The following is a 19,720-nucleotide window of genomic DNA, read 5'->3' on the forward strand; positions in this document are numbered from 1 at the left end:
CCAACCCGCGTCCCGACGCACTCGTCAGCGCGGCGGCCTCCCGCACCTTGTGGATGCAGGTCGCGGGGATGGGTCACCTCACGACTAGCCTTGCGACATGCCCTCCACGCCCGACGTACGCGCGGTCCTGCATGCCGCCGTCGAGGCCGTCGGGGGAGAGGACCGGCCGGGCCAGATCGAGATGGCCGAGGCGGTGCAGCATGCCCTCGAGAGCGGCGAGCACCTGCTGGTCCAGGCCGGCACCGGCACCGGCAAGTCGCTCGGCTACCTCGTGCCCAGCCTGTTGCACGGCAAGCGCGTTGTCGTGGCGACCGCGACGCTCAACCTCCAGCACCAGCTCGTCGAGCGCGACATCCCGGCACTCAAGGACGCCGCACGCGCCACCCTCGACGTCGTCCCCCATCACGCCGTCGTCAAGGGGCGCAGCAACTACGCCTGCCTGCACCGCGTACGCGAAGGCGCTCCGGACGACCAGGGCACGCTGGTGGACGTACCCGAGGGATCGCTCGGTGCCGAGGTGCTCGAGCTGCGCGAGTGGGCCGAGGAACAGGCCAAGGGCTCTCATCTGGGTGACCGCGACGCCGCCCCCGCCCACACCGAGCGCGCGTGGCGGCAGGTCAGCGTCAACCACCGCGAGTGCCTCGGCGCCTCGCGCTGCGCCCATGCCCTCGAGTGCTTCGCCGAGCGGGCCCGTGAGGACGCGCACACCGCCCAGGTGGTCGTCACCAACCACGCGCTGCTGGCGATCGACGCGATCGACGGCGTGCCGATGCTCCCGGAGTACGACGCCGTGATCGTCGACGAGGCGCACGAGCTGGCCGCCCGCGTGACCCAGGCATCGACCGACGAGCTCGATCCCGTCGTGGTCGAGCGGGCCGCCCGACGGGCGCGTGCGCAGGTCGACGGCAAGGAGGCCGACGACCTGACCGACGCCTCCGATGCCCTCGCGGACGTGCTGGCCCGCACCGCGGAGGGGCGCATCGACGACCCGCCGCAGCCGCTGCAGGAGGTCCTGGCATTCGTACGCGACACCGCTCGCGCCTGCCTCTCGGCATTCCCCAAGGACAAGGACAAGGGTGAGCCCGATGCTGCGCGGCAGCAGGCCCGTGGCATGGTCGACGACATCCGCAAGATCGCCGAGCGCATGGCCGCCAAGGGCGAGACCGAGGTGCTGTGGATGAGTGACAACCGCGGCAACAAGCAGCTCCACATCGCGCCGATCGACGTGTCGGCGAGCCTGCGCGACAAGCTCTTCGCCGACAAGACCGTCGTGTTGACGAGCGCGACGCTCAAGCTCGGCGGTGGATTCGACCCGGTGGCGCGCTCACTGGGACTCGCGCCGGGCGACGACTCCTGGAGCTCGCTCGACGTCGGCTCGCCGTTCGACTACCGCAAGCAGGGCATGCTCTACGTCGCTCGCGACCTGCCGCTGCCGGGGCGCGATGGCCTCGAGGAGGCGCAGCTCGCCGAGATCGCCGCGCTGGTCGAGGCCGCGGGCGGACGTACGCTCGGCTTGTTCTCCTCGCGCCGCGCTGCCGAGAAGGCCGCCGAAGAGGTACGCACGCGGTTGCCCGACATCGACATCTGGTGCCAGGGCGATGCCCAGCTGCCCGAGCTCGCCCGCCGCTTCGCCGAGACACCCAGCACGTGCTTGTTCGGCACGCTCAGCCTCTGGCAGGGCGTCGACCTGCCGGGCGACACGTGCCAGCTGGTGATCATCGACCGCGTGCCGTTCCCTCGGCCCGACGATCCGCTGATGAGCGCGCGCCAACGTCTCGTCGAGAAGCGCGGAGGCAACGGGTTCATGAGCGTCGCCGCCAGCCACGCCGCACTGTTGCTGGCCCAGGGGACCGGTCGCCTGATCCGCCGGGCCACGGACAAGGGCGTCGTGGCGATCCTCGACCCGCGCATCGTCACAGCGCGCTACGGCTCGTTCCTGGCCGCCTCGTTGCCCGACATGTGGCGTACGACCGAGCGCGAGGTCGCGCTGGCCGCGTTGCGCCGTCTGGACGACGCGGCGAATGCAGTCAGCACCCCTGAAGTTTGATAACCTGTCGCAGATTCTCTCCATTCGCCGACGTCCCGGGGATTCCATGAAACTGCGCCTCACTGCCATGCTTCTCGCCGTCCCGGCGGTGATTTCTGGGCTCCTCGTGGCGATTCCAGCAGCGGACGCCCTGACCTATGACGCGGCCGTGCCGACGCGCAACATCGCGATCTCCACGAGCGGGCTCGGCAAGGTGACGGTGCAGTGCTTCGCGTCCACGACGTGCAAGGGCAAGCTGAGCTTCACCAACGCCAGCACGCGCGTCCGTGACTACAGTGTTCCGGCGCACTCGTCCCGCACGATGCAGGTGGCCGTACGCACGACCGAGGCGGCCTACCCCTATGCGTCCAACGGCGGCATCAAGCGCGGCGACGTCTACTACAAGGACGCCGTCCTCGTGGTCAACCAGGACTACCCCCGCAACAAGACCCGCACCTACAACGTCCAGACCGAGACGCTCCTGACCGCCCAGCAGATCACCGGCGTGGTCCAGGGCCCGGTCGGGCACGAGGCCACCGACGTCAAGGTGGAGCTGGTGCGCGGCCTGCGCGGCGGCAACACCGAGGTCGTGCGCAGCGCTGACATCCCCGACGGTGGCGGCACCTACACGTTCACGGTCGGACTCGGCTCCAACAACGCGCCGTCGGGCGCCTACAAGGTGCGCATCAGCGGCCTCGTGGCCAACGCCGATCACGGCACCACGCGCAGCTGGTACTGGCGAGGCAGCGACGGCAGCACGACCGGCGGTGGTGGTCGCTACCTCGACGAGGGCAGCACGGTGCGCGCCACCAAGATGGGCGACTTCAACGCCAACTTCCTCTACGGGTCGATCACCGGCAGCGTGACCAACAGCATCCCACCCAACGGGCGCGTGGACATCACGGTTGCGGCACCGCCGCGGACCTACTCGTCCAACTCCAAGACCCGGCGTGAGTACGACTTCCCCTACTGCGGCAACGTCTACGGCACGACCGACGCCGCGAGCGGTGGCACCTACCGCGTCGACTTCCTGCCGCTCTACACCGGCACCAAGCGCTACATGGTCCGCACGTCCTACGGCTCGGTCGAGAACTGGAACCCGCTGTCATCGTCCAACACGGCTTACGGCAGCTGCCTCGACGTCATGAACTACGAGCGCTCGACGACCAACCTGATCGCCTTCAATGGCAGCACGACGATCGACTACGACGTCCGCCTCCGCCGCGGGCTGCAGGACCTCTACGTCAACAGCGCCTTCAGCGGCTTCAGCAGCACGGTCGCCGGCGACCGCCAGATCACGATCCGCGAGAAGGTGCCGGGCCTCCCGGTGCTGTCCGCGCCGGTCGTCGCACGCGGCACCACCAACAGCAACGGCAACGGCACGATCCAGAACCTCATGCCCGGCAAGTACTGGGTCGAGGTCGGCCGCCGCACGAACTGCTCGGCCTGGTATCCCAGCGTCTACCCGGACAACAACGCCTACTTCAGCGGCGCTGACCGTGGCGCCGAGCGCTGGAAGACCGTCGCCGGCGCGGCTGCCGAGTACCAGAAGTCGTACGACATGGGCTACGTCAAGCGGACCCCGCCCAGCGGCTACAAGGGCTGGATGTACCGCGGCTACTGCAAGGCGCTCGGCACGGGCACCTACAACAACACCGTGAGCATCACCTCGATGGATGCGGGCACGACCACCGAGGTCACCAGCACGATCCACAAGGGCGCGGTCGTCAAGGGCCATGTCAAGCGGGCCGGCGGCAAGACCAACAAGGAGATGATGGTGCGGCTGTCGTCCTCTGACGGCAAGCGCGTCATCCGCACCGATCTGACCGACAGCAGCGGCAACTTCTACGTGGCCGGTCTGCCGTCGGGCACGTGGACGATCTCGGTCAACTCAGACTCGTGGCGAGGCATCGGGCGTACGTTCACCGGCAAGCACACGATCAGCGTCACGTCGGGCCACACCTACAGCGCCGGCACCCTCTACTTCAAGGGGTGACCGGGGCTCTGACAGGCTGGTCGTCATGACCGTTCTCGTCACCGGCGGTGCCGGCTATATCGGCTCGCACATCGTCCGCGCCTTCCGGCTTGCCGGGCTCGACTGCATCGTCGTCGACGACCTCTCGAGCGGCCATCGTGAGTTCGTGCCGGACGGGGTCGAGTTCATCGACACCAACATCCTCGACAGCACGCTCGTCGCCAAGGCGATGGTCGAGCACGAGGTCGAGGCGGTCGTGCACCTCGCCGGGTTCAAGTACGCCGGCGTGTCCGTCCAGCGGCCGCTGCACACGTACGAGCAGAACGTCCAAGGGACCGTCAGCCTGCTGCAGGCGATGCATGAGGCCGACGTCGACAAGATCGTGTTCTCGTCCAGCGCCGCGGTCTACGGCACGCCTGACGTCGACATCGTGACCGAGGCGACCGCGACGGCGCCGGAGTCGCCCTACGGCGAGAGCAAGCTGATCGGCGAGTGGCTGCTGCGTGACGCGGCCCGTGCGTTCCCGATGCATCACACGTCGCTGCGCTACTTCAACGTCGTCGGCTCGGCCGTGCCCGACCTCTACGACACGAGCCCGCACAACCTCTTCCCACTGGTCATCGAGGCGCTGCTCGAGGGCCGTACCCCACGGATCTTCGGCGATGACTACCCGACACCGGACGGCACATGCGTTCGCGACTACATCCACGTCGCCGACCTCGCCGATGCCCATGTGGTCGCCGCCCAGAAGCTGCTCGCCGGCACCCAGCTCGAGCCGGTCTACAACCTCGGCAGCGGTGACGGCGTCTCGGTGCGGGAGATCATGACGGCGGTCGCCGACGCGACCGGCATCGAGTTCGAGCCGGAGATCAGCGATCGCCGCCCCGGCGATCCCGCCCGCATCGTCGCGTCGGGTGAGCTCGCCGCGCGAGATCTCGACTGGGCCATGCGCCACTCGCTGGCCGACATGGTCAGCAGCGCCTGGAACGCCCGCCAGAACCACCCAGTCTGACGGGCCGCTCCTCAGGGCAGGTAGTACGTCGGGTTGGGCAGCTTGTACGCCTTGCCGTGCCCGCCGATCAGGTCGCTGAACTGGTCACCGAAGTTGGCGACGATGTCGTAGCCGCCACCGCTGGGCGACTCGACGTGCGCCCGGGTCTGTGACTTGTACTCGATCGTCGTGCACTTGGCGGTCGCGCAGGTGACGTAGGACGGCTGCTGCGACGAGCCGACGCCTGTCCACTTGGTGTAGTAGTTGGCGGCGGTGAAGCCCTGGTAGCCGACCTTCTGGAGGTTCGCGATCGTCGCGGCCTTCTGGTTGTCGTTGCGCCCGGTCAGGCCGATGATCGTGCAGCCGGCCTTGTCGGCGGCGTTGACGAACGAGACCATCGACGGGGTGGCCGGGAACTTCTGGCCCTGCACGTAGACGTCCTGCAGGGCCGGGTCGAACGTGAAGTGCATCCCGGCGACCTCCATGTCGTACGTCCACAGGGTCGTGTCGTCGGCGTCCAGGACGATCGCCGGCTTGGTGTGGTGCTTGACGCCGGCGCGGCACTGCGCCAGCACCGACGGAGCGAACGAGTGGGTGAGCTTCGCCATCTCGCGGATGTAGGGCGAGCTCTCCTTGTCGGCGATACCGGTGCCGGGGTCGCCGTAGTAGGCGTAGATCGTGCTCTTGACCGAGTCGATGTTGGGAATGCCCTCGCCGTCGCCCTTGAGCCCGCTGGACCCGTCCGGCTTCATGGTGAAGTGCGTACGCGGCGAGAGCTCCGGCTCGTGGACGCCCGGCAGGTCGGCGGACGGCAGGTAGTAGGTCGGGTTGGGCAGCTTGAGCGTGCTGTCGGCGTAGCCGCCCTGGAGGTCGGACCACTGGTCGCCGACGTTGAGCGTGATGTCGTAGCCGAGCGACTCGATGTGCTTGCGGGTGCCGGCCTTGTACTCGACCGTCGTGCACTTGGCGGTCGCGCACGTGATGTAGGACGGCTGCTGGGAGCTGCCCGTGCCGGTCCACTTGGTGTAGAAGCGGTCGGCCGTGAACGCGTCGTAGCCGACCTTGTCGAGGTTGCCGAGCGTCGCGGCCTTCTGGTTGTCGTTGCGACCGGTGAGGCCGAAGATCGTGTAGCCGATGTCGGCTGCCTTGTCGACGAAGCCCACCATCGCGGGGGTTGCGGGGAACTTCTGGCCCTGCACATAGACGTCCTGCAGGGCGGGGTCGAACGTGAAGTGCATCCCGGCGACTTCCATGTCGTACGTCCACAGGGTCGTGTCGTCGGCGTCGAACACGATCGCCGGCTTCTTCCCCTGCTTGATCTCGCGGTCATACGTGGACTGCAGGTTCTTGGTGGCTCGCTTGACGATGCGATCCATCTCGGAGATGTAGGGCGAGCTCTCCTTGTTGGCGATGCCCGTGCCGGGGTCGCCGTAGTAGGCGGCGATCGTCTTCTTGACGGAGTCGATGTTGGGGATGCCGGCACCGTCGGCCCTGAGTCCGCTGGAGCCGTCGGGCTTCATCACGAAGTGCGTACGAGGGCTCAACTGATGGTCGGTGCCCTTGGCCTGGGCGGCGCCGCCGACCAGGACGAGTGAGCTGGTGATGGCGATGGCCGTGAGCGTACGAGTCGTGAACATGGAGCCCCCGAGGATGTGGTTGTCTGACGCAACGACGCTACTCGGATTGCCGCCCGTCGGCGATACCCAAACGGTTAAGGACTGACTAAGACGCCGCTCCCTGAGCGGAGGGCGGTGAGTTCAAGGCTCGGTCCAGATCTCCGTTCCCTAAGGAGGCCGCCAGCGGCCGACTGGGGACGGGAGGCAGAGCACGCACCTCCTCAGGGAACGTGGGTCAGACGCGGCGGAGGACTGCGGTGACGATGCCGAGGATCGAGGCGTGCGTGCCGTCGATGGGGTCGTATGCCTCGTTGTGCGGCAGCAGCCAGACGTGGCCGTCCTTGCGCTGGAACGTCTTGACCGTGGCCTCGCCGTCGAGCAGTGCCGCGACGATGTCGCCGTTGTTGGCGGTCTGCTCCTGGCGGATCACGACGTAGTCGCCGTTGCAGATCGCCGCGTCGATCATCGAGTCGCCCGACACCTCGAGCAGGAACAGCGTGCCCTCGCCGACGAGCGACTTGGGCAGCGGGAAGATCTCCTCGACCTGCTCGGTGGCCAGGATCGGACCACCGGCGGCGATGCGGCCGACCAGCGGGACATTGGTGGCCTGGGGGAGTGCGTCGCCGATGCCGGTCTCGTCGAACGTGCTCTCGACGGCGCTGCTCATCGAACGGCGAGCCGCCATGACGTCGGGCAGGAAGATCTCGAGCGCACGGGGCCGGTTGGGGTCACGCTTGACGTAGCCGAGCGCCTCGAGGGCGCGAAGCTGGTGGGCGACCGAAGACGTGCTGGTCAGTCCGACCGCCGCACCGATCTCGCGCATGCTGGGCGGGTAGCCCCGCTTCTCGATCTCGTCGCGCAGGAACTCGAGCACCTTGCGCTGCCGCGCGGTCAGCCCCGAGGAGTCTGCGGGCCCGTCGGGGAGCTCGGTGACGTCGGCGTTTCGGTCTTCGGTCATGCCGGAAGGGTAACCCGGAACACAGGGCCAGTTCAAACATATGTTCGATGGCGTGTCGCGAGGCGTGGCGTCTAGGTTGGGGCGGTGTCGAAGCCCTTGGTGAAGCCCGGAAGCCCGCGTTCAGCCGTCGTCACCGGGGCGGGCAGGGGCATCGGCCGGGCGATCGCCCTCGAGCTGGTGGGCCGTGGCTACGAGGTCGTGGTGACCGATCTCGATGCCGACGCCGCCGAGCTCGCGGCCAAGGAGATCGGCGCCGCGCTGGGTCTCGGCCTCGACGTGACCGATCCCGACGCCAACCGCGACATCGCCGCTCGCGCCCGCGAGATCGCACCGCTGGGGGCCTGGGTCTGCAACGCCGGCGTGCTGGCCGAGGGGGACGTGACGGCGCTGTCGGTGGGTCAGGTACGCGCGATGGTCGACGTCAACGTGCTCGGCGTGGTCTGGGGCGTACGAGCCGCCGCCGACGCATTCCGGGACCAGCACGGCGTCAAGGGTGGCGACATCGGCATCGTCGCGTCGCTCAGCGCCCACGCGCCGGTGCCGGCCCTCAGTGTCTACGCCTCAACCAAGGCCGCGGTGCTGTCGCTGACGACATCGCTCGCCTCCGAACTGCACCGCGACAAGATCAAGGTCCACGCGGTGTGCCCCGACGGCGTCGACACCGCGATGGTGCAATCGATGGACGCGCAGGGTGACGTACGAGCTGCGTTGGCCGCTGGTGTCCTGCTCACGCCGCCGCAGGTCGCGCGCGAGCTCGTCGACATGTTCGGCACGGGGCGCGTCTACAAGACCCTGCCCGCGTGGCGCGGGGTCGTCGCGCGCACGGCGTCACTGGCCCCGCGTGCGGCTCTCCATGTCGACCCGTGGCTCCGCAGACTCGGTGCCCGCAAGCTCAAGAAGGCCGGCAAGCGTTGACCGCTCGCGTCAGTGCTGGCGTGCGTGGCGCTTGCGCTTGAACAGCGACGCGGACCGGGAGTCCGGCTCGCGCAGTGTTCCAGGCTCGCGCTCGGTCTCCGGCTCGGGCTCCTCGACGACCTCGGTGGGGACGGTCTCGCCCGCAGCCTCGGCCGTACGCCACTCGGCGATCGTGGTGTCCTCCTCGACCGTCTCCGGCGTGACGACGTCCTCGCGGACCGCCTCGACGCATGCGCCGAGCAGGATCGCGTAGATGCCGATCCACAGCCACAGCAGGAGCACCACGACACCGGCGAGTGCGCCGTACGTCTTGCCGTAGCTGCCGAAGTTGTCGACGTACAGCGAGAAGCCCACCGACACCAGCAGCCACAGCACGGTGGCGACCACGACACCCTTGGACACCAGTGAGCCGCTGGCGGCGCGGTTGGGCGCGAGCCGGAACAGCACACCGATCGCGATCGTGACGGCGGCGAGCAGCAGCAGCCAGCGGCCGGCCTCGAACGCGGCGCGTACACCGGGCACGATGTCGATCTCGTCGAGGACCGCCGGAGCAACCGCCACGAGCGCCACGACCAGCACGACAAAGACGATCGCGCCGAGCGTCAGCAGGAGGGACAGGGCCTTGCGCTTGATGAACCCCCGGGTCTCGCCGAGGCCGAACATCGCGTTGATCGCGGTGACGAGGTTGCCGACCCCGCCCGCAGCGCTGTAGATCGCCAGCACCAACGCGACCGCGAGGCCGATGCCGAGGGAGCTGTCCGAGGTCTTGATGAGCGAGTCGAGCTGTCCGGTGACGACCGACGCCGCATCGGACGGCAGGGCGTCGGCGATTTGGTCTGACTGGTTCGCGACGGTCTCGGGGGAGGCCACCAGCCCGTACGTCATGACGGCCGCGATCATCGCCGGGAACAGCGAGAGGAACGCGTAGAACGCGACGCCGGCGGCCAGCAACGGGGCCTGTCGAGATGATGCCTGCTTCCAGGCCGTGATGACGCTCTTGCGCGGAGAAGTCATGCCTCGACGGTAGTGCGGCTCAGCTGTGGCCGCCTCCCGAGGCGTGTGGCATCGCGCACACGGCGAGAAATTTCGCTGTCGATTTTGGCTGGAATGGCAGGCGCAACGCGACACCTATCGAAATTGTGTTCGACAGATGCTTCCTTTTGTCAGAGGCGTCCCCTATCGTCGTACATGTGTTCGATCGAACGCCTGTTCGCACCATCGAATGACATCGAGAACAGCGTTTGATCGACCACACCACAACTCCACACCAGCCCTCACTTCCCCCTTGGAGGCCATCATGAGCAGCATCGCATTCAGTCATCACGACCACTCCGTCCGTCCGGTCCGCCACCTGCGCGCCGTGCCCGACGCCAGGCCGGCTCCGCACGTGCGTCTGACCCGTCGCGGCAAGGTCGTCGTGCTCACCGCGGCCGTCGCCGTCGTCGCGCTGCTGGTGGTCATGTTCGGGTCCTCGTCGTTCGCCGGCGACCAGCCCGGCACTGCGCCCGAGACCACGTCGGTCCGCGTCCTCCCGGGCCAGACCCTGTGGCAGATCGCCAGCCAGGCCAACCCCAACGGCGACATCCGCAAGACCGTCGACGACATCGTCCGGCTCAACTCGCTTCCGAATGCCTCGGCGCTGCAGCTGGGCTCGGAGATCGCGGTCCCCGTCTACAAGTAGCGGGATCGTCACTGCAACACCCACCGGCGTCCGCGGTGCACCTTGGGGAAGGGGTGCCGCGGGCGCCGTCGTGTTCCGCCGACTCGCCGGTCGAGTAGCAGGCGAGCTCTGCGAGTTCGCGTATCGAGACCACGCCGGGAAAGGACTCGCGTAGGTGCTCGTTGACCGGGGGACTGCCACCTGTTTGACTGCTGCTTCTGTGTGCAGGCGAAAGCCTGACACTTTTCGGAGAGGGACCACGTGACGTCACCTGCTGCACCCGGCCGACGGATGGTTGCGATGTTGAGCGGAGCAGCGGTGATGGCCGCGCTCCTGAGCGCGTGCACGGGTGGGCCGCCCGACCCTCGCAAGGCCGCCGAGGCGCTGGCCGCCGGTCTGGCGAAGCAGGACCTCAAGGGCATACCCGCGGTCAAGGGCGGCCGCATCCCGCAGGCCGACCTCAAGCGGATCGTCGAGGGCATGGGCTCCGCGCGGGCCAAGGTCACGGTCGGCGACATCGAGAAGGACGGCGACAGCGCGACGGCGACGCTCAAGACCAGCTGGACGTTCAAGGGCGCTGACTGGACCTACGCCACCCCGGCCAAGCTGGCGTACGAGGACGACGAGTGGCGGGTGAAGTGGAGCCCGGCGATCGTCGCGCCCCGACTGACCGCCGACGAGGCACTCCGCATGCGCACGTCGCCAGCCGACCGCGGTGACATCGTCGGCGCCGGGGGCAAGGGCCTGGTGATCGAGCGGCCGGTCGAGCGGATCGGCATCGACAAGTCGCGCATCAAGGCCGCCGAGGCGGACGGCTCGGCGCGGGCGCTGGCCCGGCTGATCGACATCGACGCCGACCGGTTCGCCAAGGCGGTCAAGGCGGCCGGCCCGCAGGCATTCGTGGTCGGCCTGGTGGTGCGCGCGGACTCCGATGACACGCTCAGCGATGCCCAGATCGCCTCGATCCCCGGCGCAGCCCAGCTCGGCGCCGTGCTGCCGTTGGCGCCGACCAAGGGGTTCGGACAGCCTCTGCTCGGGGTCGTCGGCGAGGCAACCGCCGAGATCATCGCCAAGTCCAAGGGCTCGGTCAGCCCGGGTGACCTGGTCGGCCTGACGGGTCTGGAGCAGCGCTACGACAGCCAGCTGCGCGGCAACCCCGGAGTCACGGTCGAGGCGGTGGCCGGGTCCAAGGCGCGCGAGGTGTTCTCCAGCGCGCCGCGCCCCGGCAAGACGCTCCGCACCTCGATCGACGTCAAGCTGCAGGGCGCGGCCGACGAGATCCTCTCGAACGTGAAGCCGGCCAGCGCGATCGTCGCGATCCGCCCGTCGTCGGGCAAGATCGTCGCCCTCGCGAGCGGCCCGGGCGGCAAGGGTGCCGACACCGCGGCGGCGGGGCACTACGCGCCGGGGTCGACCTTCAAGCTCGTCACGGCGCTGGCATTCCTGCGCTCCGGGCTCAAGCCGTCCAGCACCGTGCCGTGCACGCCGACCGTGACGGTCGAGGGTCGCCGGTTCAAGAACTACTCCGACTACCCGGGCAGTGCGATCGGCAACATCCCGCTGAGCGCGGCGATCGCCAACTCCTGCAACACCGCGATGATCGCTACCCGCGGCAAGGCGCCCCAGGGCAAGCTCGCAGCTGCGGCCGCGGCGCTGGGACTCGGGCCGGACCTCGACCTGGGCTATCCGGCCTACCTCGGATCCGTGCCCAGCAAGGCCGGGGGCACGGAGCACGCCGCGTCGATGATCGGGCAGGGCAAGATCGAGGCCTCGCCGCTGGCCATGGCCGTGGTCGCCGCCTCGATCGCCCATGGTTCGCGGGTCACGCCGACGCTGTTGGACCAGTCGCCGACCAAGCCCGCGGCGAAGCCCGCCGATCCGCTGACCAACGGTGAGGCCAAGCAGCTCCAGGAGCTGTTCCGCGGGGTCGTGACGAGCGGAAGCGGCCGGTTCCTGCTGGACCTGCCCGGCAAGCCGGTGTCGGCCAAGACCGGGACGGCCGAGTACGGCACCGACACCCCACCGCGTACACATGCCTGGATGATCGCGACCCAGGGCGACCTCGCTGTCGCGGTGTTCGTCGACGACGGCGACTCCGGCTCCGGCACGGCCGGGCCACTGCTCGAGGAGTTCCTGAGGAGCGCCCAGTGACGATCGAGCTGACGCCGACTGTCGAACGTACGCTCTGGCGGTCGTTGCCTCCGTGGGCCCTCGTGCCGGTTGCGGCCGTGGCGTGGTGGCTCGCCGGGTTCCTGCCGTGGCTGCTCAACGGCACCGGTCGCGACGTGCTCACCGAGAGGGGAGTCGGCTTCCTGCTGCTGCCGCCCCTCATGTCCGGCGGCGTGAGCCAGCTCGTGCTCGGCGCGGGTGTCGGCGGCGTGGTGGCCGGTCTCACCTCCATCCTGAGTGACGGAAGCCGCGCGCTGCGCGCGGGCGCCTGCACCGCGGGGGTTGCCGTCGCCCTGCTCGTGACACTGCTGCAGACCCGCAACGGGGTCAGCGGCACGGCCGTCGACACCCGAATCACCAACGGGCTGACGATCGTCGTCATCGTCACCGCGATCGTCGGTCTGGGTCTGGGGCTGCTGAGCCTGCTCGGACGCGTCGGCCTCGGGTTCGCGGTCGGCGCCCTCGCCGGTGCGACGCCGATGTGGGTCATGAGCGTGTTCATGGCGTTCGAGTTGGTCGATACAACCGGTCGGCTCGAGGTGGCGCACCGCGTCAGCGAGTGGTCCGGCGCCGCGGTGCTCGCCGTCGCGTTGCTCTGTGTCGGCCTCGTGCCGGGCGTACGCGCGGTGGCCTGGGCTGGGATCGTCTTGCTGGCCTGGTTCATCGGCCCGACGATCACCGCGGCCGGCTACATGGAGGTGTTCCTCCGCCCCGGCATGGGGCGGCACGACCTGTGGGGCGACCAGCTCTCGGCCGCCGCCGACGTGTGGCGCATGGCGGCCTCGCTGGATGCGCGGTCACTCGCGCCCTGGGGCGTCCCGATCGTTGTCGCTGCAGCAGCGGCGACCTGGCTCGCACTCCGAGCCACGCCACGGCCGGATCAACCGGCACAATGACCTCATGCGCATTCACGTGGTCGCCGACGAGGCCGACAAGGACGGCGGGCACTTCCACGAGCGCCTGCTCCAGCTGGGCGGTGAGCTCGTCGAGCTCGACCGTGACGACCTCCCGGCCTACGCGTCCATCGGCGACACCGATCTGATCTTCCTGCTCGGCTCCGACAAGGGCGCCCACGAGCCGAAGTGGAAGGACGTCGTCGAGGCCGAGTCCCGGTTCGTCCGCGGAGCGCTGCGGGCCGGCACACCCGTGATGGGCATCTGTTACGGCGCCCAGCTCATGGCCCGTGCGCTCGGCGGTACGTCCTGGAGGGCCGACCAGCCGGAGCTCGGCTGGCAGCGCGTCGACACGATCGACCCCATCCTGTGCCCCGAGGGTCCATGGGCGCAGATGCACAGTGACGTGTTCGCGCCCGGCCCCACGTCGAACGTCATCGGCACGTCGTGGCGCGGCCCGCAGTGCTTCATCGACGAGGCGCACGGTGCGCGGGCGATCGCGTGGCAGTTCCACCCCGAGGTCACCGCGGAGACGTACGAACGGTGGGTGCACGAGGGCTACTACGGCGCTGTCGGCATCGACACCAAGGACCTGATCCGCCAGGCGCATGCGCACGCCGCGGCGACCCGCAACCTCGCGCACACCCTCGTCGACTCGGCGCTCACCTATCTGCGGGTGACCCCGTGAAGGGCCGGCCGAGCGGCTTCGAGTGGGTCGTCCGCGGCAAGGAGGTCGTGATCTCGCACCACGGCCGGGTGGCAGCGGTGCTGCGGGGTGAGAAGGCCCACCAGTTCGTCCGCGACGCCGAGTCGAGCGATCCGCAGCTGCTGATGGCGCGCCTCACCGGCAACTACAAACGCGGCAACGAGCGCACGGCGAAGTCGCACCCCCGCAATCGCTGACTCAGCTGCTCGCGATCGACTTCCACTCGTCGAGCCGTTGGGCGATCAAGGGGCTTCGTCATGCCGACATCCTAGGATGACTCGCAGATATGCATAGTGCATACATCAACGGCTAGAATGTATGCATGGCTGGCTTGGTGCAGATTCGCGACGTGCCCGACGACGCTCGGCAGGCGCTCAAGGCACGTGCCGCGGCCCGCGGAGTGTCGCTCAACGAGTACCTGCGGGCGCTGCTGGTCGAGGAGGCGTCACGGCCGACGCTCGCTGAGGTCCTCGAACGAGCACGCTCACGGTCCGAGCGATCGGCAGTCTCGTCCGTCGACATCATCAGAGCCGATCGCGACGGCAAACGGTGATCGTCGCCGACTGCTCGGTGGTCGTGGACGCGTTGGTCGGCACCGATGCTGACCTCGTCGGCGAGTCGCTCGACGACCGTTTGGCGGCGCCGACACTCATCGACTTCGAGGTGGTCTCGGCCGTCAGAGGTCTGGCTCTGGGCGGCCACATCTCGGAGCATCGCGCGCGGGATCTCCTGCGCGACTTCGACCAGCTGCCGATCACCCGATGGGGTTCCGCGCACGATCTCCGGGTTCGGGCCTTCGACCTGCGGCACACGGTCACGGCCTACGACGCTGCCTACGTCGTGCTGGCCGAGTCACTCGACTGTCCTCTGGTCACGCGCGACCGCCGGCTTGCCAAGGCCGCTCGCACGTTGGTCGACGTCATCGTCGTCTGAGTTCGGTCAGCCTTCGTCGCAGGAACTCCCGCTCGACCGCGTTCTCGGTCAGGTCGATCGCCCGCTCGTACGCTTGCGCGGCGTCGTCCGTACGCCCGGCCCGACGCAGCAGGTCGGCACGGATCGCGTGGAACAGCCCGAACCCGTCCAGGTCGAGCCCGTCAGCGATCGTGAGGCCCGCTGCTGGACCGTCGACCTCGGCGACCGCGACCGCACGGTTGAGCGCTGCGACCGGGCTCGGCGCCAGCCGCATGAGGTGGTCGTAGAGCTGCACGATCTGACGCCAATCCGTGTCGGCGGCCGTCACTGCGTCGCTGTGCACGGCGGCGATCGCGGCCTGCAGCTGGTACGGCCCGGGTTGGCCCCGCCGGATGCATCGGCGTACGAGGTCCTGCCCCTCGGCGATCTGCTCGCGATCCCACAGCGCGCGGTCCTGGTCGGCGAGCAGCACGAGGTCGCCTCCGGACGTACGTGCCGATCGCCGTGAGTCGTTGAGCAGCATCAGGGCGAGCAGGCCAGCGGCCTCGGGCTCGTCGGGCATCAGCTCGACCAGCAGCCGGCCGAGCCGGATCGCCTCGGCGCACAGGTCCGCGCGTACGAGATCGGCGCCCGAGCTGGCGGTGTAGCCCTCGTTGAACACCAGGTAGACCACCGCGAGCACGCCGCGCAACCGGTCGGGCAGGTCCGCGTCGCGGGGCACGCGGTAGGGGATGTGCGCCGCGCGGATCTTGCCTTTCGCGCGTACGAGCCGCTGCGCCATCGTCGGCTCCGGCACGAGGAACGCTCGCGCGATCTCCGGCGTGGTCAGCCCGCCGAGCATCCGCAGCGTCAGTGCGACGCGGGCAGCGGGGGAGAGCGCGGGGTGGCAGCACGTGAAGATGAGGCGGAGCCGGTCGTCGGCCACGGGACCCTCCTCCTTCGGTTCGTCCTGCTCGAGCAGTAGGGCTGCCTGGGCATGCTTGTCGTCGCGGTTGGCCTCGCGGCGCAGCCGGTCGATCGCCCGGCGTCTGGCTGTGGTGATGATCCAGCCGCTGGGGCTGGGCGGTGTGCCGTCGGCGGGCCAGCGCTCGACGGCGATGGTGAACGCCTCCTGGACCGCGTCCTCGGCGATGTCGAGATCGCCGAAGACCCGGGCCAGGACGGCCACCGCGCGGCCGTGCTCCTCGCGGAACACGTGCGCGATGCCGGCGTCGTCGGTCGTCACGTCAGTGGCGGAACGGGCGCACTTCGATCGCCAGCCCGATCGCCTCGGCGTACCTGCCGGCCCATTCCAGCGCTGCGTCGAGGTCGGGGGTGTCGACGATCGTGAAGCCGCCGACGTGCTCCTTGCCCTCGACGTACGGTCCGTCGGTCATGAGCGTCTCGCCGTCCTGATGGCGTACGACGGTGGTCGCGTCGGGGCCGGTGAGCCCGCCGGCGAACACCCACTGGCCCGACGCCTGCAGCTCGTCGTTGACGATCGCGAGCTTGCGCATGATCGGCTCGAGGAACTCCGGAGGGGGAGTGAACCCCGGCTCCATCACGGGTTCGATGACGTTGAGCACGTACTGCGTCACGGTGGTGCCTCCTGTGTGCGGGCCGGCCTGTTGCCAGCCTCTCACCCCCTACACGAACGACGCAGGGCGAAATCGACACCGAGCGGGAGAATCTTCACTCGCGTGCAAGCTCGCTCATCCACCTCGCCGGTCGAGTAGCAAGCTCGCTCATCCATCTCGCCGGTCGAGTAGCCCGCGAGCTCTGCGAGCCGGCGTATCGAGACCACACGCTCTCTCGCCGGTCGAGTAGCAAGCTCGCTCAGCGAGCGGTGTATCGAGACCACACGCTCTCTCGCCGGTCGAGTAGCAAGCTCGCTCAGCGAGCGGCGTATCGAGACCACACGCTCTCTCGCCGGTCGAGTAGCAAGCTCGCTCAGCGAGCGGCGTATCGAGACCACACGCTCTCTCGCCGGTCGAGTAGCAAGCTCGCTCAGCGAGCGGCGTATCGAGACCCCGCTCTCTCGCCGGTCGAGTAGCAAGCTCGCTCAGCGAGCGGCGTATCGAGACCCGTGAGATAACTACTCACCCGAGCCAGACCGCTTGAACGTCTTCTTCGACAGCCCGGGCAGCAGGTGCAGCTCGCCATTGATGAGCGCTTCACGCTTGGCCCGTGACCAGTTCTGCACCTTCTTCTCGAACCAGTACGCCTGAACGATTGACTCGCACGGCTGGACGAAGACCAGCTCGACGGGCAGACGTCGGCGGGTGTACTCAGCACCCTCCCCGGCTTGATGCTGTCGAAGCCGGGTGATGATGTCGCGCGTGCTGCCGACGTAGTAGCTCCCATCACCGCATCTGAGGATGTACATGTAGCCGCCCATACGACGAGCATGTCGGTGGCGCCTCGATTGCGTGAGTGGTCATCCACAGGGGTCTCGATACGCCTCCCTCGCAGAGCTCGGTCGGCTACTCGGCCGGCGAGAACCTCGCCTCCCTCGCAGAGCTCGGTCGGCTACTCGACCGGCGAGAAAGTCGGGTCCCTCGCAGAGCTCGGTCGGCTACTCGACCGGCGGTGTACGGGACTACTCGGTGACGTCGGCGGCGTCGCTGGCCTGGATCGCCGCTTCGGCCTCGGACAACGCGCCTTCGGTCGACAGCGCACCGCCGGAGCTCTCCAGGTGCGCCCGTACGAACCAGTGGAACAGCTCGAGCTGCTTGGCCTGGCCGATGACCATGTCCTCGGTGACCGGGTCGATGTCGGCGACGGCTTCCTGCACCTTGCGGTGATCGGCGATCAGCCGGACGTACACCTCGTCGAGCGCTCCGAGGTGCTCGTTGGTGGTGGCGCGACCCAGCGAGTAGTCGTCCCAGCTTCGGCCGCTGACCACGGCGCCGGGCGTACCCGACGGCGAGGTGCCGAGGGTCGCGATGCGTTCGGCGGTCTCGTCAACCATCGCGATGACCTCGTCGACGTGCGGGTCGATCATCTCGTGCACCGCGATGAAGTGCGGGCCGACGACGTTCCAGTGCACGTGCTTGAGGGTCAGGTGCAGGTCGATCAGCGCGTTGAGGCGCTCCTGCAGAATGCCGGCGAGCTTCTCGCCCTCGGCGGTGGTGAGTCCGGGAATCGTGTACTTGGGTGAAGTAGGCATGCTCATGGCCTACCCATCGAAGCCGGTCTCACACGTCGGCATACGGTTGCGACATGGCTTTGATCGTGTGTCCGTTGTGCGTCCGCGAGGACGATGTCGTGGTGCTGCGCACCCTGCCCGACGGGCGCAAGGAGGCCGAGTGCACGGACTGCAAGTTCACGTTCCCGTTCGGCTCGCCGACGCCGGAGGCCACGCCGGCAGCCGCCCGCAAGAGCACGCCGCGCCGGGCGGCCAGCACCGTCGTCGCGCCGCGGCCCATCGCGTACGTCGTGCAGCAGTTCCCCAAGGCCACGGACGTCGATGCCGGCGCTCTGGAACGCGTTGAGGCGCTCAAGCAGGAGTTCCTCGCGACGCCGTACGAGCCGGATCCGCTCGTCGCCCGCCACTGGGCCAAGTTCGCGTGGGTCTTCTCCGCCGACGGGCTCGACAAGGCGACGATCTACGACCTCAAGCTGTTCGCCGACGACCCGACGGGTGCGAGCACGGGGGACCCGACGGAGTTCGACAAGGCGTGGGTCCTGCTCGGCGAGCTCGAGGGCGCCCGCCGCGTGCGCGCGGTGAGTGCGCACCTGTTGCGCGGACCCGGTGAGCTCGAGGACCGGCTCAGCAACCTCGTCGACCAGGGCTTCGGGTTCTCGATGCCCGGCTGGGGCGAGGGGCTGCTCACCAAGACGCTCGCGGTCGCCGATCCCGACCGGTTCCTGCCGATCGTCACGTACGCCGACAAGCGCGCGATCATCGAGTCGTTGTACGGCCTGGAGCTCGCCAACGTCGACCTGACGTCGTGGACGATCGGGCGTCTCGGCGTGTGGAGCAACGACCTGCTGGTCGAGCTGCTCGGCGACGACTTCGCCGACCTCCACCACGCCGCGGCATTCCTCCGCTGGGCACACCACCACTAGGGGTCGTGCCGGCTTCCCAGGGCATACGGGAGAGCCGAAAAGTGTTGATACAGGTGTGTCTGGAGGGTTTCGACACGCCGTAATTCTGCTGACCAAATGGCGTCTGACCTGCAATGACGCGGTCCCATTCAGAAAGTGTCCGAGGTTGCCGGAATCGTGTTGCACGGGCCCCACCACCGGCGTACAGTGGCACTAGATCTAGTAGTTACACCAATGTAGTTCTCCACATGTTGTGGAGGGTTACGCACCGAAAATCGGCGGAATCCACACGGCTTCCACACCACTTGTCCCCATCGGGGGACAACTTTTCGGGCCAAGCCCCTTGTATGGGAAGGAGTTGACCGACATGCATTGTCCGTTCTGCAAGAACACCGACACCCGGGTTCTCGACAGCCGTGTCGCCGACGAAGGTGGAGCCATCCGCCGTCGCCGGGTCTGCTCCGCCTGCGAGAAGCGGTTCACCACGATCGAGCAGATGCAGCTCACGGTCGTCAAGCGCTCCGGCGCCACCGAGCCCTTCGTCCGTGACAAGGCCATCGCCGGCGTCCGCAAGGCCTGCAAGGGCCGACCGGTCGACGACGACGACCTGGCGCGACTCGGCCAGCAGGTCGAGGACACGCTTCGCGACTCCGGATGCGCGGAGGTCCCGGCCCACGAGGTCGGACTCGCGATCCTCGAGCCCCTCAAGAGCCTCGACGAGGTCGCCTACCTGCGATTCGCCAGCGTCTACAAGCAGTTCGAGTCCGCCGACGACTTCGCCGACGAGATCGCCAGCCTCATGGCGGCCGGCGCCGACGGTGAGCTCGCCGAGCACACCGCCAAGAAGGACCACCACCAGACCTGAGTCCC

The 19,720-nt window shown here is 68.5% G+C and carries 20 protein-coding genes; 13 read left to right on the forward strand and 7 right to left on the reverse strand.

All coding sequences use genetic code 11. The annotated features are described in order from the left end of the window. Positions 1-97: 97 nt before the first annotated feature. From ESP70_RS12665 to galE, 3 genes are all read left to right on the forward strand, one after another. Positions 98-2,047, forward strand: coding sequence for an ATP-dependent DNA helicase (locus ESP70_RS12665; RefSeq protein WP_149689600.1), 1,950 nt, complete (start codon positions 98-100; stop codon positions 2,045-2,047). 67 nt (positions 2,048-2,114) lie between these two features. Further along, positions 2,115-4,022 (forward strand): hypothetical protein, encoded by a 1,908-nt coding sequence (locus ESP70_RS12670; RefSeq protein ID WP_149689601.1) that lies wholly within the window; start codon positions 2,115-2,117, stop codon positions 4,020-4,022. A 25-nt stretch (positions 4,023-4,047) separates the two neighbouring features. Then, positions 4,048-5,013: a UDP-glucose 4-epimerase GalE gene (gene galE / locus ESP70_RS12675; RefSeq protein ID WP_149689602.1), complete on the forward strand. Its 966-nt coding sequence runs from the start codon at positions 4,048-4,050 to the stop codon at positions 5,011-5,013. 11 nt (positions 5,014-5,024) lie between these two features. Here the strand turns inward: galE and ESP70_RS12680 are convergent, their stop codons facing one another. Together ESP70_RS12680 and lexA are read right to left on the reverse strand one after the other, a co-directional pair. Continuing rightward, positions 5,025-6,629, reverse strand: a complete 1,605-nt coding sequence (locus tag ESP70_RS12680) for an HAD family acid phosphatase (protein WP_149689603.1) — start codon at positions 6,627-6,629, stop codon at positions 5,025-5,027. Positions 6,630-6,843: 214 nt separating this feature from the next. Then, entirely contained in the window at positions 6,844-7,566 is a 723-nt protein-coding gene (lexA, locus tag ESP70_RS12685; RefSeq protein WP_149689604.1) for a transcriptional repressor LexA, read from the reverse strand. A gap of 84 nt (positions 7,567-7,650) precedes the next feature. Here lexA and ESP70_RS12690 point away from each other — a divergent pair, with 84 nt between their 5' ends. Beyond that, positions 7,651-8,481 (forward strand): SDR family NAD(P)-dependent oxidoreductase, encoded by an 831-nt coding sequence (locus tag ESP70_RS12690; protein WP_149689605.1) that lies wholly within the window; start codon positions 7,651-7,653, stop codon positions 8,479-8,481. 9 nt (positions 8,482-8,490) lie between these two features. On the opposite strand, the gene ESP70_RS12695 is transcribed toward ESP70_RS12690, so the two are convergent. Next, on the reverse strand, positions 8,491-9,495 hold the full coding sequence (locus ESP70_RS12695; RefSeq protein WP_149689606.1) for a YihY/virulence factor BrkB family protein: 1,005 nt from the start codon (positions 9,493-9,495) through the stop codon (positions 8,491-8,493). A gap of 283 nt (positions 9,496-9,778) precedes the next feature. Between ESP70_RS12695 and ESP70_RS20140 the strand changes: the two genes are divergently transcribed. The 7 genes from ESP70_RS20140 (at position 9,779) to ESP70_RS12730 (ending at position 14,842) form a co-directional block, all read left to right on the forward strand. After that, positions 9,779-10,162 carry a LysM peptidoglycan-binding domain-containing protein gene (locus ESP70_RS20140; protein ID WP_188110608.1) on the forward strand — a complete coding sequence of 128 codons (384 nt, stop codon included), beginning with the start codon at positions 9,779-9,781 and terminating at the stop codon, positions 10,160-10,162. A gap of 300 nt (positions 10,163-10,462) precedes the next feature. Then, positions 10,463-12,292: a penicillin-binding transpeptidase domain-containing protein gene (locus ESP70_RS12705; protein ID WP_223148708.1), complete on the forward strand. Its 1,830-nt coding sequence runs from the start codon at positions 10,463-10,465 to the stop codon at positions 12,290-12,292. Further along, positions 12,289-13,206, forward strand: a complete 918-nt coding sequence (locus ESP70_RS12710; protein WP_149689608.1) for a hypothetical protein — start codon at positions 12,289-12,291, stop codon at positions 13,204-13,206. The genes ESP70_RS12705 and ESP70_RS12710 overlap by 4 nt, the downstream gene beginning before the upstream one ends. 4 nt (positions 13,207-13,210) lie before the next feature. Beyond that, entirely contained in the window at positions 13,211-13,891 is a 681-nt protein-coding gene (locus ESP70_RS12715; protein WP_188110609.1) for a type 1 glutamine amidotransferase, read from the forward strand. Then, on the forward strand, positions 13,888-14,106 hold the full coding sequence (locus tag ESP70_RS12720) for a hypothetical protein (RefSeq protein WP_149689610.1): 219 nt from the start codon (positions 13,888-13,890) through the stop codon (positions 14,104-14,106). Before ESP70_RS12715 ends, ESP70_RS12720 begins: the two co-directional genes overlap by 4 nt. 125 nt (positions 14,107-14,231) lie before the next feature. Further along, positions 14,232-14,462, forward strand: a complete 231-nt coding sequence (locus tag ESP70_RS12725) for a FitA-like ribbon-helix-helix domain-containing protein (RefSeq protein WP_149689611.1) — start codon at positions 14,232-14,234, stop codon at positions 14,460-14,462. Next, positions 14,459-14,842: a type II toxin-antitoxin system VapC family toxin gene (locus tag ESP70_RS12730; protein ID WP_149689612.1), complete on the forward strand. Its 384-nt coding sequence runs from the start codon at positions 14,459-14,461 to the stop codon at positions 14,840-14,842. Before ESP70_RS12725 ends, ESP70_RS12730 begins: the two co-directional genes overlap by 4 nt. Here ESP70_RS12730 and ESP70_RS12735 read toward each other — a convergent pair. The 4 genes from ESP70_RS12735 to ESP70_RS12750 form a co-directional block, all read right to left on the reverse strand. Beyond that, positions 14,829-16,046 carry an RNA polymerase sigma factor gene (locus ESP70_RS12735; protein ID WP_149689613.1) on the reverse strand — a complete coding sequence of 406 codons (1,218 nt, stop codon included), beginning with the start codon at positions 16,044-16,046 and terminating at the stop codon, positions 14,829-14,831. The genes ESP70_RS12730 and ESP70_RS12735 overlap by 14 nt on opposite strands. A gap of 1 nt (position 16,047) precedes the next feature. Beyond that, a complete protein-coding gene (locus ESP70_RS12740) occupies positions 16,048-16,398 on the reverse strand; it encodes a YciI family protein (RefSeq protein WP_149689614.1) in 351 nt (116 codons plus the stop codon). A 497-nt stretch (positions 16,399-16,895) separates the two neighbouring features. Continuing rightward, on the reverse strand, positions 16,896-17,198 hold the full coding sequence (locus tag ESP70_RS12745; protein WP_149689615.1) for a GIY-YIG nuclease family protein: 303 nt from the start codon (positions 17,196-17,198) through the stop codon (positions 16,896-16,898). Positions 17,199-17,399: 201 nt separating this feature from the next. Next, entirely contained in the window at positions 17,400-17,969 is a 570-nt protein-coding gene (locus tag ESP70_RS12750) for a Dps family protein (RefSeq protein ID WP_149689616.1), read from the reverse strand. Positions 17,970-18,022: 53 nt separating this feature from the next. On the opposite strand from ESP70_RS12750, the gene ESP70_RS12755 reads away from it, so the two are divergent. Both ESP70_RS12755 and nrdR read left to right on the forward strand, forming a co-directional pair. Then, complete coding sequence (locus ESP70_RS12755) at positions 18,023-18,871, forward strand: hypothetical protein (RefSeq protein ID WP_149689617.1); 849 nt, start codon at positions 18,023-18,025, stop codon at positions 18,869-18,871. Positions 18,872-19,217: 346 nt separating this feature from the next. Further along, positions 19,218-19,715, forward strand: a complete 498-nt coding sequence (nrdR, locus tag ESP70_RS12760; RefSeq protein ID WP_149689618.1) for a transcriptional regulator NrdR — start codon at positions 19,218-19,220, stop codon at positions 19,713-19,715. Positions 19,716-19,720: the final 5 nt, after the last annotated feature.

This window comes from Aeromicrobium ginsengisoli (assembly GCF_004134905.2).
Classification (GTDB): Bacteria; Actinomycetota; Actinomycetes; order Propionibacteriales; family Nocardioidaceae; genus Aeromicrobium; species Aeromicrobium ginsengisoli.